Genomic DNA, 14207 nt, shown 5'->3' with positions numbered 1-14207 from the left:
GTCGAACTGCGGCGGTGGGAGCCAACCCTGTCCGCTGCTCCCGCCCACGCCTAGGCCGGCGTTCCACTCACCGGATCGGTGCCCGTGGCCCTGCGGGCCAGCACCGCAGCCACGCCCGCCGCTGCCGCCTTCACTGCGGTCGCGACGGCGTCGGGACGGAACCGGACCGCCGGGCCGGTGACGCTGATGGCCGCGAGGGGCCGGCCGTCCGGGTCCAGCACGGGAGCGGCGACGCAGACGATGCCGACGGCCGACTCCTCGTGCTCGAAGGCGACGCCCGTCTCCCGCACGCGTTCCAGCTGACGTCGCAGGATCCCGGGTGCGGTGACGGTGTGCGGCGTGCGCCGCTCCAGCCCCGCAGCGACGATGCGGGCCACCTGCTCGGGGCGCGCGTGCGCCAGCAGCGCCTTGCCGATCGCCGTGCAGTGCAGCGGCATCCGGCCCCCGATCCGCGAGGGCGCCGCGGCCTGCCGGTGCCCGCCGATCTTGGCGACGTAGAGGACGCCGTCCCCGTCGGGGGTGCCCAGGTGGACCGTCTCGTGCGTGCGCTCGTAGAGGTCCTCCATGAAGGGGGTGGCCACCTCGAGCAGTCCCCGCTCCGTCGAGGCCCGCATGCCCAGCTGGAACACCTGGCCGCTGAGCCGGTACGACCCGTCGGCACGGTCCAGCAGGCGGACGTCGACGAGGTCGGAGACGATGCGGTGCAGGGTCGCGCCCGGGAGCCCCGTCCGCCGGCGGAGCTCGGCGAGGGACACGCCGTGGTCCTCCGCCCGGAAGGCGAACAGCACGGTGACGACCTTGCCCAGGACGGTGTTCAGGTCGACGGCGGGCACGGCTGTCCCGTCGTCGTCCCGGCCGCCCGGCGCCGGCGCCATCAGCGGTCGCGGACCACGGCGACGATCTTGCCGACCGTCTGGCGGGCCGCCATGCGGTCCAGGGCCTCGGGGACCCCGGTCAGCCCGACGGTCTCCAGAACCGGGGCCACCGTCCCGTCGCGCACGCGGTCGAACAGCTCGGCGTGCACGCGCTGCACGTCCCCCCGACGGGTCCAGGGGTACTGCGATCCCCAGGACAGCCCCACCAGGGAGCCGTTGCGGGCCATCAGGCGCGCGGGGTCCACCACCGACTCCCCGCCGGTCCTCCCCACCGCGACCATGCTGCCCTCGAAGGCCAGCGAGTCGACGAGCGGCTCGGTGAGCGCGCCACCGACGGAGTCGACGATCGCGTCCACCCCGTTCCCGGACGTCGCCTCGGCGACGCGGTCGCGCAGGTCCTCGGTGGTGTAGTCGACGGCGACGGCCGCGCCGAGCCGCCGGCACAGGTCCAGCTTGGCCTCGGCTCCGGCCGCCGCGATCACGTGCGCACCGCGGGCGAGCGCCAGCTGGACCACCGCGGTGCCCACGCCGCCGGCGGCTGCGGTGACGAGGACCGTGTGCCCCTCGCGCACGCCGGCGCGCTCGAGCGCCCACCACGCGGTCTGGTAGGCGACGGGGAGCGCGGCCGCGACGACCACGTCGATGTCCTCCGGCCGCTGGACGACGAGGGTGGCGTCGACCACGACCTCGTCGGCGAACGCGCCCTCCGGCAACGCCGGGCACGCCAGCACGTCGACGCCCAGGAGGTGCTCGGCGCCGGTACCGGCCGCCACCACGCGACCGGCCACCTCGACGCCGGGTGTCAGCGGAGGCGGTGAGCCGTGGCGGTGCCCTCCGCGGCACAGGTACACGTCCAGGAAGTTGAGCCCGACCGCCTCGCAGGCGATGCGGACCTCACCCGGTCCGGGATCGCGGGGCGCCGCCTCGTCCAGCTGGAGCACCTCCCCGGGCTCGCCCAGCCGGTGCGCACGGAGGATCCTCACGACGCCTCCTCGGAGGTGCTCGGCGTCGGGAGCGCCTCCGCGTGGTGGTGGACGATCCGCCAGCCGTCGTCGGCTCGTCGCAGCAGGTCGGTGACCCGCGTCGTCTCCTCCGCAGCGCCCGGAGCCGGCACCACCCGGAGCTCGTAGCGGGCGGCGGCGACGTCGCCCCAGACGTCCACGCGCACCGGGTGCACGCGGAGGCTCTGCGGTGCGCCGCTCCCGGAGCGGCCCGCACCGTCGCGGTGGGCGTCGAGCTGGGCGCGGGTGAGCAGTCCGGGCAGCTCCGACTCCCACGTGGTCACGTCGTCGGCCAGGTGCCGGTCGAAACGCTCGCGATCCCGCGCCATGAACGCGTCGTACATCTCCCGCAAGCCCTCGACCACCTCGTCGGCCGGCGCCCGGCCGTCCGCGCTCAGGAGCCGTCCGTCCGGCGGCCGCCGCCCGAGCCGGCGGACGGTACGGGCACCTTCGATCGGACCAGCCCGGCGATCGACTCCCACATCGGGTGGTCGGGGTCGATCACGGAGAAGTGGTTGCCGTCCTCCTCCAGGACCGTGACGTCGTCACCGGCGGCCTCGGCGGCGGCGGCGAAGCTGCGACCGAGGTCGAGCAGGTCGAGGCTGTCCTGCAGCCCGCAGACCACCGCCACGGGCAGCCCGATCGGCAGCCGGGCGATCGGGGAGGAGCGTCGGTAGGCGTCCGGTAGCTCGTCGGCCCGGCCGCCCACCGCTCGGGAGATCGACCCCTCGCCGAGCCAGCGGCGGTCGGCCACGTGGAGGTCCAGGACCCCGGCCATCGACACGGTGAGCGCCGGCCTGACGGGGGCCGCGGGGTCGTCCGCGATGTCGGCAGCCAGCCGGAGGACCAGCTGCCCCCCCGCGGAGTGGCCCAGCAGCACGACACGGTCGAGGTCGACGCCGCAACCGTGGTCGGCCGTCGCCAGGGCCGCGACACCGGCGGCGACGTCGGCGGCCGTGGCGTCCCACCCGTGGTCGTCCGGGCGCCGGTACTCGAGGTTCCACGCGACGTAGCCCCGGTCGGCGAGGTCCACCGCCAGCGCATCCATCAGGTCGGCTTCCCACCGGGACTGCCAGTAGCCCCCGTGCACGAGCACGGCGACCGGGTGCGTCGCACCGACCGGGCCCCGGGGCAGACGCACCTCCACGCGTTGGTCGGGGTCGGCTCCGTAGGCGATGCGCCGGACCGGCCGCGCCCGGTGGAAGTGCCACGCGTCCACGGCGAACCGGAGACCGTCGATCCCGCGGCCGCGGACGTGCCGGCGGACGCAGGGCGACCGGTCCGCGTCCCGCTTGTCGACGTCGATGCGCACGACCGATGCCGGCGCGCCCGGGAGGTCCTGCGCGTCGAGGTCGGCAGGGACGGCCGGGAGGTAGCCGAACTCCCCCGCGGCCGCGAGCTTCCCGAGGGTCTCCCGGAGTTCGGCCTGGTTCGCCGGGAAGAGCAGGGATCCCAGCTCTCCCCGGCGCTCCAGGGCCCGGGAGAAGACCTCCTGCGCCGTCCGGTGGTCGGCCAGCACCCCCGGCGCCACGACCACGTCGAAACGGCTCGTCACGACGACGCGGACCCAGCGACGGGCTCCGCGGCGGCACCGTCCACCGGCTTCCGCGGGCGCCGGTCGAGCAGCGGCACGACCCGGCTCCCGATCAGCTCGATCCCCGTGTCGTCCTGCAGGCCGTGCGGGGTGCCGAAGTCGATCCGGTCGGCCCCGGCATCGATCAGCCGCTGCGCCTGTGAAGCCACCTGTTCCGGCGAGCCGGAGAAGGCGAAGAGGTCCAGCAGGTCGTCGGGGATCAGGGCACCGGCGCCGGCGTGGTCCCCCACCGCCACCAGGGCCTGCACCTCGTCGAGCAGGCCGGGCCGCAGCTCGACCGTGGGGTCGAGGTCGGCCACCACCGCGAGGTACATGGCCACCTCCGCGCGCGCCTTGGCGCGGGCCTTCTCGCCGTCCTCGTCGACGACCGTCACCGCGCCGAGGGTCACCCGCGTGCTGCCCTGCGCCCGGCCGGCCCGCAGCTCACCGGGCGCCAGACGTCCCCGCATCACGTCGATCAGGGCGGGGTTCGCGCTGCCGCCGATCTTGACCTCGTCGGCGAGCTCACCCGCCAGGGCGGAGGCCTGCGGACCCCACACGCCCAGCAGCAGCGGCACCCGCGTCCGCTGCACCTGGAAGCGGAACCGGACGCCCGCGTCACGGCGGAAGACGGTCCCCTCCGAGCCTGCGACGTCCCCGGACAGGAGGTCCGCCACGTAGCCGACCGCCTCCCGGAGGTAACCCAGGGCGCGGGGCTGCTCGATGCCCACGCTGCCCAGCCAGGTGCCCCGGGCGAGACCGAGGTAGGCCCGCCCGTGCGACGCCAGGTCCAGCGCTGCGACCTGGCCGGCGATCTCGTAGGGGTGCATGGAGTAGGGGTTCCAGCACGCGGCGCCCAGACGGACGCGTTCCGTGGCGCCCGCCATCTCCAGCAGCGCGAAGATCGGCGGCTGGAACATGAGGTCGGAGAAGACGCTGATCACGTCGATCTCGTGCTCCTCGGCCAGCCGCGCCAGCCGGGCGTACTCCCCTGCCCGCTTGTCGCTCTGCAGGCCGAGCCCGATCTCGACGCGGTCGGTGCGCGGCCACGCCCCCTCGCGGCGGTCCTGCGCCCCGCCGCTCACGTGAGGTCCCCCGACTTGAGCCGGGAGACGCCGAGCCGGTCGATGCGCATGACGAGTCGTTCCTCCGGATCCGGGCAGGCGACGTGGGAGTCCTGCGACATCCAGTCGCACGCCGGCAGGTCCCGCTGCTTCGCGGCGAGCATCGGCAACGCGGCGGCGAAGGCGTACATGCAGAAGTGCTTGCCCTCCGGCAGGCGCATCTCGTTGGACCGAACGACGTCGATGTAGTCACCGACCCGCAGCCCGCAGACGGACCGCCCCTCGATGCGGTCCACGGAGATGCGCAGGTCGTGCAACTGCATGTCGGTGCCGTCGGCCTCGGGGACCGCTGGCCCCTGCGCGCGGTCGGGTTCGTGCTCGTCGGGCATGGGGAGGCGCTCCAGGTCGGGAGGTGGGGCGGTGGTCACGCGACCGACCGCTCGGTACGGACGGGGGAGCCGGCGCCCTGCACGAGCCAGCACGCGGCCCGGCCGTCGCGGTGCGGGGCGAGCGGGGGCTGCTGGGCGCAGGCCTCGTGGGCATGGGGGCACCGGGGCCGGAACGAGCAGCCGGTCGGCGCGTTCGCCGGGTCCGGCACCTCGCCGGCCAGGGCCACGGGCAGGCCGGCACCGGCGACCACCTGCGGGATCGCCGCGATGAGCGAGCTGGTGTACGGATGACCGGGCTCGGTCCACAACTGCGCGGTCGGGGCCGTCTCGGCCACCTTGCCGAGGTACATCACCGCGGTCGTGTCGGCGATGTGCCGCACGAGCGCCAGGTCGTGGGAGATGAACAGCATGCCCACGTCCAGATCACGCACCAGCTGGGTCAGCGTGTTCACCACGTGCACCTGCGAGGACGCATCCAGGGCCGTCACCGGCTCGTCGGCGATCAGGACCGACGGCCGCGTCACGAGCGCCCGGGCGATCGCGATCCGCTGCAGCTGCCCGCCGGAGAACTGGTGCGGGTAACGGGAGGCGACGTCCGGGGCCACACCCACCCGCTCGAGCTGCTCGAGGACGTAACTCCGACGCGACCGCCGGGGCACGTCGCCGGGCACCCCGTCGAGCAGCTGCGCATCGATGCGTCGGCGGGGGTTGAGCGACGAGTACGGGTTCTGGAAGACCATCTGCAGCCCCAGCTCCCGGCGCGGCCGGCGCTGCCAGCTCAGCGGCGCCACCGGCTCGCCGTCGAAGAGCACGGCGCCCTCGCTGACCTTGATCAGGCCGGAGGCCGCCCGGGCCAGCGAGGACTTGCCGCACCCGGACTCCCCGACCAGGCCCACGATCTTGCCCGGCTCGACGGTCAGGGACACGCCGTTGACGGCACGGATCGCGCCGTACTCGACGACGACGTCCCGGAGTTCCAGAGTCACCGTGCCTCCTCGCCGTGCGCCGGGACCGTGACCGGGACCGGTACCGCCGGCGGCGGCACCGCGGGCGCGTGGACGTGGCAGGCAGCGGCGTGCGCCGCCTCCCGGGCGCCGATCCGCGTGGTGGACACCTGCACCAGCGGAGGGGTGGACCGGCTGCACATCCCCACACGGTCGCCGCAGCGCGGGTGGAACGGGCAGCCAGGCGGGGACGAGGCGGCGGTGGCCGGCTGCCCGGGGATGGGCCGCAGCGGCACCGGCTCGCCCCCCGTGTCCGCCGTCTCCGGACGCGCCGACAGCAGCGCCGCCGTGTACGGGTGCCGGGCACGGAGGAGCAGCTCCTCGGTGGGTCCGGTCTCCATGACCCGGCCTGCGTAGAACACGTAGGTGCGGTTGGCCAGGGCGGCCAGCACCCCCAGGTCGTGGGTGATGAACATGATGCTCAGGTCCATCTCCCGCACCAGGCGGTCGAACAGCCGGAGGATGCCGGCCTGGACCGTGACATCCAGCGCGGTGGTGGGCTCGTCGGCGATGAGCAGCGCCGGTTCGGCCGCGAGGGCGATGGCGATGGCGATGCGCTGCCGCATGCCGCCCGAGAACTGGTGCGGGTAGGAGCGCAGCGCACGGGCGGGGTCGGGGATCCGGACCTGCTCGAGCAGTTCGACGGCACGCGCCGCGGCCTGGCGACGGTCGAGCCCCAGGTGGCGGCGCATGTGCTCGGTCAGCTGGGCGCCGACGGTGAGCATCGGGTGCAGCGCCGCGGTGGAGTCCTGGAACACCATGGCGATCCGCCGGCCGCGGACCTTCCTGAAGGACTTGCTCGAACCCGAGGCGAGGTCGGTGCCCTCGAACGTGATCGACCCACGGACGCGCGCGCCGTCGGGCAGCAGCCCCAGCAGTGCTCGCCCGGTCATGCTCTTGCCCGACCCGCTCTCGCCGGCGATGCCGACGATCTCGCCGGGATCGACGTCCAGGGTGACGTCCTTGAGCACGTCGACGGGTCGGTGGAGGCCGGGGAGGCTCACCCCGACCCCGGACATCGACAGCAACTGGCCCATGTCAGCGACCTCCCACGGATTGCGGATCGAACCTGTCGCGCAGGGCGTCCCCGATGATGTTGCACGCGAGGACGACCGTGAGGATCGCCAGGCCGGGGAACACGCTCACCCACCACCGGCTGATGTCGTTGGTGCCCAGCGCGATCATCGCGCCCCACTCGGCCGCCGGAGGGCGCGGTCCGAGCCCCAGGAAGGACAGCGCGGCCAGCAGGAGCATCGAGTTGCCGAGCTCCAGGGTCGCCAGGACGACGGCGGGGCCGAAGCTGTTGGGCATCACGTCGCGACGCAGGGCCGTGAACGGACCCACGCCCAGCATCCGGGAGGCGTTGAGGTAGTCCTCGCTGCGGATGGAGAGCACGGCCCCGCGGATGACCCGGGCGTAGATGGGCCAGGAGACGATGACCAGCGCGACCACCGCGTTCAGCGTGCTCGGCCCGAAGGCTGCGGCCACCGCCATCGCCAGGATGATCTGCGGGAAGGCGAAGAAGAGATCGGTGAGCCGCATGATGCCCTCGCCGACGACGCCCCGCACGTAGCCGGCGACCAGGCCGAGCAGCCCTCCGAAGGCGAGGGCGCACAGCACGATGGCCAGCGCGAGGGGGATCGACAGCCGGGCGCCGTAGATGACCCGGCTGAGCACGTCACGCCCCAGCGCGTCCGTGCCCAGCAGGTGCTCCCCGCCCGGTGACGCGTAGACGTCGGAGGACTGCTGCAGCGGGTCGAACGGCGCCAGCAGCGGGGCGAAGAGCGCCACGAGCAGCCACGCCGCGGCGACCAGGAGGGCGACGACGACCACCGGCTGGCGCCAGATCCGGCCCGCCTCCGTGCGCGCCTGCCACCACCGCCGGCGTGGCGCGGCCGTGGCCTCGGCGGCCGCGACCGTGGCAGCCTCGTCCTCCTCCGTCAGCTCGGTGAGGGAGGAGTGTGTCTGCGTCATGTGAGCCGCACTCTCGGGTCGGCGAGTCCGTACAGCAGGTCGACCACCAGGTTGACCCCCAGGTAGACGGCGGCGATGAACAGGCTGGCGCCCAGGATCGCGGAGCGGTCCAGCGCCGTGGCGCTCTCGTAGGCGTAGGAGCCCAGCCCCGGCCACGAGAAGATGCTCTCCACCAGCACCGTCCCGGCGAGGAGCGAGGCGAAGGTGAGGCCGGCGATGGTCAGGATGGGCAGCAGCCCCGCCCGGAGCAGGTGCTTGGTCAGGACGACGCGGGTCGACAGCCCCTTGGCGCGGGCCGCGAGCATGTAGTCCTTGCGGAGCACCTCGAGAAGGGCGGAGCGCACGAACCGGGTGAGCGTCGCGACGGTGACCAGGGTGAGGACCAGGATCGGCAGCATGGCGTGCTGAGCGGCGTCCCAGGCGAGGGCGACGTCGCCCTGCAGCAGAGCGTCGACCGTGTAGAGACCGGTGACCTGCTCCGGGGGGCTGTACTGAGGACTGAGCCGACCGCCGCTGGGCGAGACCCCGAGCACGTAGAAGAAGAGGTACAGCGCCAGGAGCGCCAGCCAGAACGGCGGCGTCGAGAGCCCGACGAGGGAGAACACCCGCACGGTCTGGTCGGCGGCGCCGCCGTTCCGGACGGCTGACAGCAACCCCAGCCCGATGCTGATGACCAGGGACAGGACCAGCGTCGGCAGGGCCAGCTCCATCGTGGCGGGCACGTAGTCGAGGAGCTCGGTCATCACCGGCCGACCGGTCTGCTGCGAGGTCCCGAGGTCACCCTGCAGGAGGTTGCCCAGGTAGGTGAGGTACTGGACCGGCAACGGCTCGTCCAGCCCCCACTTCTCCTCGAACGCCGCGACGACCTCGGGGTCGCCCAGCGCCGCGTCCGACAGGTTGGCGGCGACCGGGTCACCCGGGGCGAGCTGCACCAGGCTGAAGCCGATCACCGTCGTGCCCAGCAGAAGCCCGACCGTGATGAGCAGCCGCTTGACCAGGTAGCGGAGGAACCCGTGGCTCGACCGCCTGGCGCGCGGTTCGACCGTTCCGCCGGGCATCCCGGCGTCCGTCTGCGGCACGGGCACCGACGGGCTCTGCTGGCCGGTGCCCGTGCCGGGCTCCGCTGCAGCAGCGGAGCCCGGCACGTGCGACGTCATGCCGGTTCCACCGCGGCCAGGTCGACGATCCACCCGGCCGGCGTGTACTCGGCACCGGACACGTCGGCGGTGGACACCACGGTCCCCGAGTTTTGCGCGGCGGGGATGTAGGGCCCGCCCTCGGCCAGCGCCGTCTGCCAGTCGACGAGCGCCTGCTCCAGGTCGGCGGCGTCAACCGAGCTCAGCGCCTCCTCCTTCAGCCGCGTCACCTCGTCGGCCGCGGGACCGCTGCTCCACCGCACGCGCTCGGCGTTGACCCCACCCGGGCTCAGCTGCCGGACGAGCGACTCGGGCCGGGGGTAGGAGAGGGCGTGCGGCGTCATGCCCATGACCACGCTGCCGCCACGCTGCTCCTCCAGGAAGGCCGGCAGGGCCAGCGGCGTCAACTCGAGCTGGATCCCCGCCTCGGCGGCGTCACCCTGGATCTTCGTCGCGATGGTGCCCAGGTCGACACCGCGGTAGGTGATCGACGGGTAGATGAAGCGCACCGAGGTGCCCGCCTGGCCGGACGCCTCCAGCGACGCCCTGGCGGCCTCCAGGTCGCGCTCGGGGCCTTCCTCCGGCGGGATGGACCCGGGGTAGGACTCGGCCAGGACGCCTCCTGGGCGGCTGCCGCCCTGACCGAACTGGGCGGCCAGGCCCTCGTAGTCCAGCGACTGGCGCAGCGCGCTCCGCCAGTCCTGGTTGGCCGTGGCCGGGGACACGGCAGGGTCGGTGCTCATGTAGAGCAGGTAGACCGTGTCCTGCGTCTGGGAGACGTTCACGTCCTCGGGCAGGCCGTCGAGCAGGCTGCCGGCGACGTCGATCGCCACCTCGTCCCCCTGGGAACGGCTGATGGACAGCTGCTGGTTCTGCGCGTCGGCGTTGCGGATGACCACCCGCCCGTAACCGGGGGCGTCACCCCAGTACTCCTCGTTGGCGGCCAGGACCAGCTCGTCACCGGGCTCGTTGCGCTCGAGCACGTAGTGCCCGCTGCCGATGGAGGTGCTGTCGAGGAAGGACTGCGCGGTGTCCGTCGTCGCGGCGTCCGCGGCGTCGGTCGCCCCGTTCTCCCTGGCGACCTCGGAGTTGAGGACGCTGGCGACCGGCATGGCCATGAGGGTCGGCACCTCGGCGGTGGGCCTGTCCGCCGTCACCACGAAGGTCGACTCGTCGGGGGCGGAGAAGCTCAGGCCCGTGAAGAAGGTGGATCCGCTGGACTTCAGGTTCAGCATGCGGTTCAGCGAGAACAGGACGTCCTCGGAGGTCAGTGGCGAGCCGTCCGAGAACGTGAGGCCGTCGCGCAGGGTGAAGGTGTAGGTGGTTCCGTCCTCGGAGACCTCGTACCCCTCGGCCAGGTCGGGCACCGGCTCGGTGACGTCGGCGCCCTCGAAGGTCATGAGGGAGTCGTAGAGGCTGTGGACCGCCAGGTAGCCGGTCTGCTCGTAGACCCGGCCCGGGTCCAGGGTGGAGTACACGAACGTCGTGTTCACCAGGAGCGTCTGCTCCTCGCCTCCACCCCCGCCGCCACCACCGGCCGAGGAGCCGGCCGTGCACCCACTGACGAGGACCGCGGCTGCGAAGACTGCGGCTGCATGACGCCGGGACAGGCGCCGAGCGACGGGTCGGATCTCGATCGACATGGAGTTCCTCTGACGTGGTCGGTGAGCGGCGGCGGTGCCATCGCTCGTGTGAGGGAGAACCTAGAGGTGAAATGTATCGTCAGTGTTTACGAAGCGATAGCCTCTGTGAACACGTTTGTTCGCCCCGCCGAGGATCGAGAGTCGACATGCTCCACGAACGGGTTCGCCGGCTGCGCAAGCAACGGGGCATGAGCCTGCGCCAGCTCGCCGCTGCCACCGGCGTCTCGGCCGCGCTGCTCAGCCAGGTCGAACGCGGCGCCACCGACCCGAGCCTGAACACGGTGCGAAAGCTCGCGGCCGTGCTCGGCGCGGACCTCGCGACCCTCTTCGCCGAGGAGCCGCCGCCCCAGGTGCACCACAGCAGACCCGGCCACCGCCCCCTCCTCTCGGCGGGCGTGGGGCTCATGTCCTACGAGCGGCTGACGCCGGGGCGCTCCGACCTGGAGGTCCTGCACGGGCGGCTGGGTCCGGGCCAGAGCACGTCGGAGGAGGCCTGGTCGCACCCGTCCACCGAGTGCGCCGTCGTGGTCGTCGGCAGCATGAGCGCCGAGGTCGACGGCGTCCGGCACGACCTGGCCATCGGCGACAGCCTGACCTTCGACTCCCGGCTCCCCCACCGGTACTTCAACGACGGCGACGAGCCCGCCGAGTACCTGCTCGCCGTCACCCCGCCGGTCCCCTGACCGGGTACGCGCTGCGCCGGCCACGGCTTCAGGCCCCGGTCGCGGCGTCGTCGCGGACGACGTCGCCGCCCTTCATCACCCAGGACAGCGAGCGGTAGGCGCCGACATCCGCCGTCGGGTCGCCGTCCGTCGCGATCAGGTCGGCGAACTTCCCCTCCTCCACCGAGCCGATGTCGTCCTGCGCCCCCAGCCAGGTCGCGGGCACGAGCGTGGCGGCGGCGACGGCGTCGGGGGCCTCGAGGCCGTTCTCGGCCATGTGCTCGAGTTCCCGCACCGCCGCGCTGGTCCCCTCGAAGCGCCAGAAGGGGGGCATGTCCGAGCCGAGCATCACCGAGACACCGGCGGCCAGGGCGCTGCGGTAGCTCTCCAGGTGCCGCTCCCCGGCTCCGAGCGAGCGCTGCTGCATCCAATCCGGGACACCGAGCTCGTCGAAGAAGGACTTGCACCGCGTGACGACGAGGGTGGGCACGTAGGCGCAGCCGGACGCGGCCATGGCCGCGGTGACCTCGTCGGTCAGCTCGTAGCCGTGCTCGACGCAGTCCAGCCCGAGCTCCACCGCCTCACCGGTGACGCCGGCCGGCCCCGCGTGCGCGGTGACCTTCCGGTTCCACTCGTGGGCGGTGGTGATCGCCGCCTCGAGCTCGTCGCGCGCCACCTGCCGGGTGGTGATGGTCTCGTGCTGCCCGGAGATGCCCCCGGAGATCATGACCTTGATGAGGTCGGCACCGGCCCGGATCTGCTGACGGACGCCGTTGCGGAAGCCGATGGGGCCGTCGCACTCCAGCGCCCCGGAGGAGCCGTGCCCGTGACCCCCGGTGCACGAGATGGGACGGCCGGCGGTGAAGATCCGCGGTCCCACGACGTGCCCCGCCTCGATGGCCTGCCGCAGGGAGAAGTCCACGTGCTTCTTCTCGCCCACGCAGCGGATGGTGGTGACGCCCGCCCGGAGGGTCGCGGCGGCGCCGCCCGCCATGTACAGCGCCAACTGCGCCTCGTCCATCGCCTTGACCTCGGCACCCCGGGGACCGGGCAGCGACAGCGACAGGTGGGTGTGCATGTTGACCAGGCCGGGCGAGAGGACCCGGCCGCCGAGGTCGATCTCGCGGTGGTCGGCGTCCATGCCCGCGCGGACCTCCGCCTCGGGGCCGACGGCCGCGATGCGGTTCCCCCGCACCCACACGGCCGCGTCCGTCAACGGCGCCTTCCGCGTCGCGTCGACGACGGAGCAGCCGCGCAGGAGGATCGAGTCAGACATGGAAGGCACTCCCTGTGGTGGACGGGTCGAGGTGGACGGGACGACCGCCGACGGCGACCGCCAGGGGCTCCTGCCGGGGCCATTCCTCCGGGTCGAGGTCCAGCGGGTCCCGCGGCCACACGACGAGGTCGGCTCGGGCGCCGGGGGCGAGGTGTCCCAGGTCGGGCTCGCCGACGTAGTCGCCCGCGTGCCGGGTGTACATCGGGAACGCCTCACGGGGTGCCAGGGCCTCGTGGTCCCCCAGGCTCGAGCCGTCCCAGACCCGCCGCGTCACGGCCATCAGCGCGCCGTGCATCGGGGCGCACGGGTGCGTGTCGGACCCGGCGGCGAAGCGGAACCCGAGCGCGGACATGGTGGCCAGCGGCATCGTCCGGCCCGCGAGCGGACCCCACGCGGCGCGGATCTCGTCGCTGTACACGTAGCCGAGCGGAGGGTTGACCGAGATCTTGATCCCGAGGCGGCTGCACTCGCGCAGGTCCAGCACGTCGATCAGGAAGGCGTGCGCGATGCTGACCTGCCCGTGTCCCAGCGGGGCACCCGACCGGCGCACGTCGTCGACCGCCGCGGTGATCTCCCCGATCGCTCCCCCGCCCATGGCGTGGATGCACACCGGCCACCCGCGCTCGGCGGCGAGGCGCAGCAGGGCGCGCAGCTCCTCACCGGTGTAGTGCGGGTGCGGGTCGCCGATCTCCTCGCCCGACCGCATCCACGCGTTGGCGAACTCGCCGTCGAGCAGGAGCTTGACCGCCCAGGCGCGCAGGTGGTCGTCCCCGGTCATCGGCAGGGCCGAGGCGGCGAGCAGCCGTTCGAGCTCGAACTCGAACGGCTTGCGCCAGTCGAACCGGTTCATCAGGCGCACGCGCAGCGGCAGGCGGTCACGGCGTCGTGCCTCGCCGTACAGCCCCCAGGACGACTCGAAGGCGCCGGCCAGCCCCGGGTCGACGGCCGTGGTGACGCCCATCCGCAGCAGCCGCCGGCAGGCGTCGTCCAGGATGTCGAGGCGGTACTCGTCGTCGTCCATGCTCTGGGTGTAGATGGCGTCGTTCACCACCCGGACCGCCTGACCACGCAGGTGGCCGGTCCCCGGGTCGTAGGCGTCCGCCGGCAGGCCGGCCAGCTTCCCGGCCATGCGGCGGGCTCCCACGGTGTTGATCACCGCGCGGTCCGGCCGCCGGTACAGGTACACCGGGGTCCGCGGCGCAGCGGCGTCCAGCTCCTCCCTGGTCGGCAGCCGGCCCTCGGCGAGGTTGCGCTCGTTCCAGGCGGCCGTGTCGGCGAAGCAGCGGATCCACACGTCCTCGCTCGACGACAGCGCCCGCTCCCGGACGGCCTCGACCACCTCGGACACGGATCTGGCCGCCTCGAGCCTGAGCATCTGGAACTCGTGCGACACCTTCTCCAGGTGGATGTGCGTGTCGATGAAACCCGGCCACACCGTGGCACCCGCGAGATCGGTGCGGCGGGTGCCGGGCCCGGCGAGCGCCTCGAGTTCGACGTCGGACCCCACGGCGAGGACCCTCCCGTCGTGCACCGCCAGGGCGGTACCGCCGGGTGTGCCCGGGGCGAAGGTCTCGACCCGTCCTCCGGTGAGCAGCCAGTCGGCCGTCATG

The 14207-nt window shown here is 73.3% G+C and carries 14 protein-coding genes; 1 reads left to right on the top strand and 13 read right to left on the bottom strand.

Going from position 1 to position 14207, the window contains the following annotated elements:
- Positions 1-50: 50 nt before the first annotated feature.
- From E9565_RS04705 to E9565_RS04655, 11 genes are read right to left on the bottom strand one after another with little or no spacing between them, the layout of a single operon-like run.
- On the bottom strand, positions 51-833 hold the full coding sequence (locus E9565_RS04705) for an IclR family transcriptional regulator (protein WP_236834211.1): 783 nt from the start codon (positions 831-833) through the stop codon (positions 51-53).
- 41 nt (positions 834-874) lie between these two features.
- A complete protein-coding gene (locus E9565_RS04700; RefSeq protein WP_236834210.1) occupies positions 875-1858 on the bottom strand; it encodes a zinc-binding dehydrogenase in 984 nt (327 codons plus the stop codon).
- Positions 1855-2241 (bottom strand): nuclear transport factor 2 family protein, encoded by a 387-nt coding sequence (locus E9565_RS04695; RefSeq protein ID WP_236834209.1) that lies wholly within the window; start codon positions 2239-2241, stop codon positions 1855-1857. Before E9565_RS04695 ends, E9565_RS04700 begins: the two co-directional genes overlap by 4 nt.
- Before the next feature lie 29 nt (positions 2242-2270).
- The gene (locus E9565_RS23115; RefSeq protein WP_236834208.1) at positions 2271-3431 is read right to left on the bottom strand and encodes an alpha/beta hydrolase; all 1161 of its coding nucleotides are present in this window, start codon (positions 3429-3431) and stop codon (positions 2271-2273) included.
- Positions 3428-4534, bottom strand: coding sequence for an LLM class flavin-dependent oxidoreductase (locus E9565_RS04685; RefSeq protein ID WP_236834207.1), 1107 nt, complete (start codon positions 4532-4534; stop codon positions 3428-3430). The genes E9565_RS23115 and E9565_RS04685 overlap by 4 nt, the downstream gene beginning before the upstream one ends.
- A complete protein-coding gene (locus E9565_RS04680; RefSeq protein ID WP_236834206.1) occupies positions 4531-4941 on the bottom strand; it encodes a TIGR04076 family protein in 411 nt (136 codons plus the stop codon). The genes E9565_RS04685 and E9565_RS04680 overlap by 4 nt, the downstream gene beginning before the upstream one ends.
- Positions 4938-5888 carry an ABC transporter ATP-binding protein gene (locus tag E9565_RS04675; RefSeq protein WP_236834205.1) on the bottom strand — a complete coding sequence of 317 codons (951 nt, stop codon included), beginning with the start codon at positions 5886-5888 and terminating at the stop codon, positions 4938-4940. The genes E9565_RS04680 and E9565_RS04675 overlap by 4 nt, the downstream gene beginning before the upstream one ends.
- Positions 5885-6943, bottom strand: coding sequence for an ABC transporter ATP-binding protein (locus E9565_RS04670; RefSeq protein ID WP_236834204.1), 1059 nt, complete (start codon positions 6941-6943; stop codon positions 5885-5887). Before E9565_RS04670 ends, E9565_RS04675 begins: the two co-directional genes overlap by 4 nt.
- Before the next feature lies 1 nt (position 6944).
- Complete coding sequence (locus E9565_RS04665; RefSeq protein WP_236834203.1) at positions 6945-7880, bottom strand: ABC transporter permease; 936 nt, start codon at positions 7878-7880, stop codon at positions 6945-6947.
- A complete protein-coding gene (locus E9565_RS04660) occupies positions 7877-9037 on the bottom strand; it encodes an ABC transporter permease (protein ID WP_236834202.1) in 1161 nt (386 codons plus the stop codon). The genes E9565_RS04665 and E9565_RS04660 overlap by 4 nt, the downstream gene beginning before the upstream one ends.
- The gene (locus tag E9565_RS04655; protein WP_236834201.1) at positions 9034-10509 is read right to left on the bottom strand and encodes an ABC transporter substrate-binding protein; all 1476 of its coding nucleotides are present in this window, start codon (positions 10507-10509) and stop codon (positions 9034-9036) included. Before E9565_RS04655 ends, E9565_RS04660 begins: the two co-directional genes overlap by 4 nt.
- 296 nt (positions 10510-10805) lie before the next feature.
- Here E9565_RS04655 and E9565_RS04650 point away from each other — a divergent pair, with 296 nt between their 5' ends.
- Positions 10806-11342 carry a helix-turn-helix domain-containing protein gene (locus tag E9565_RS04650; protein WP_236834200.1) on the top strand — a complete coding sequence of 179 codons (537 nt, stop codon included), beginning with the start codon at positions 10806-10808 and terminating at the stop codon, positions 11340-11342.
- A 28-nt stretch (positions 11343-11370) separates the two neighbouring features.
- Here E9565_RS04650 and E9565_RS04645 read toward each other — a convergent pair whose 3' ends face one another.
- Positions 11371-12597 carry an amidohydrolase family protein gene (locus tag E9565_RS04645; protein WP_236834199.1) on the bottom strand — a complete coding sequence of 409 codons (1227 nt, stop codon included), beginning with the start codon at positions 12595-12597 and terminating at the stop codon, positions 11371-11373.
- Complete coding sequence (locus tag E9565_RS04640) at positions 12590-14206, bottom strand: amidohydrolase (protein ID WP_236834198.1); 1617 nt, start codon at positions 14204-14206, stop codon at positions 12590-12592. Before E9565_RS04640 ends, E9565_RS04645 begins: the two co-directional genes overlap by 8 nt.
- Between the last annotated feature and the right edge of the window lies 1 nt (position 14207).

Origin of the sequence: Blastococcus sp. KM273129 (assembly GCF_021698995.1) — a bacterium.
GTDB lineage: Bacteria > Actinomycetota > Actinomycetes > Mycobacteriales > Geodermatophilaceae > Blastococcus.
This window is presented reverse-complemented; position numbering and strand designations above follow the sequence as displayed.

Coding starts and splice junctions, on each gene's coding strand:
- E9565_RS04650 (WP_236834200.1), top strand. CDS start 10,806: ATGCTCCACGAACGGGTTCGCCGGCTGCGCAAGCAACGGGGCATGAGC.
- E9565_RS04665 (WP_236834203.1), bottom strand. CDS start 7,880: ATGACGCAGACACACTCCTCCCTCACCGAGCTGACGGAGGAGGACGAG.
- E9565_RS04645 (WP_236834199.1), bottom strand. CDS start 12,597: ATGTCTGACTCGATCCTCCTGCGCGGCTGCTCCGTCGTCGACGCGACG.
- E9565_RS04660 (WP_236834202.1), bottom strand. CDS start 9,037: ATGACGTCGCACGTGCCGGGCTCCGCTGCTGCAGCGGAGCCCGGCACG.
- E9565_RS04640 (WP_236834198.1), bottom strand. CDS start 14,206: ATGACGGCCGACTGGCTGCTCACCGGAGGACGGGTCGAGACCTTCGCC.
- E9565_RS04670 (WP_236834204.1), bottom strand. CDS start 6,943: ATGGGCCAGTTGCTGTCGATGTCCGGGGTCGGGGTGAGCCTCCCCGGC.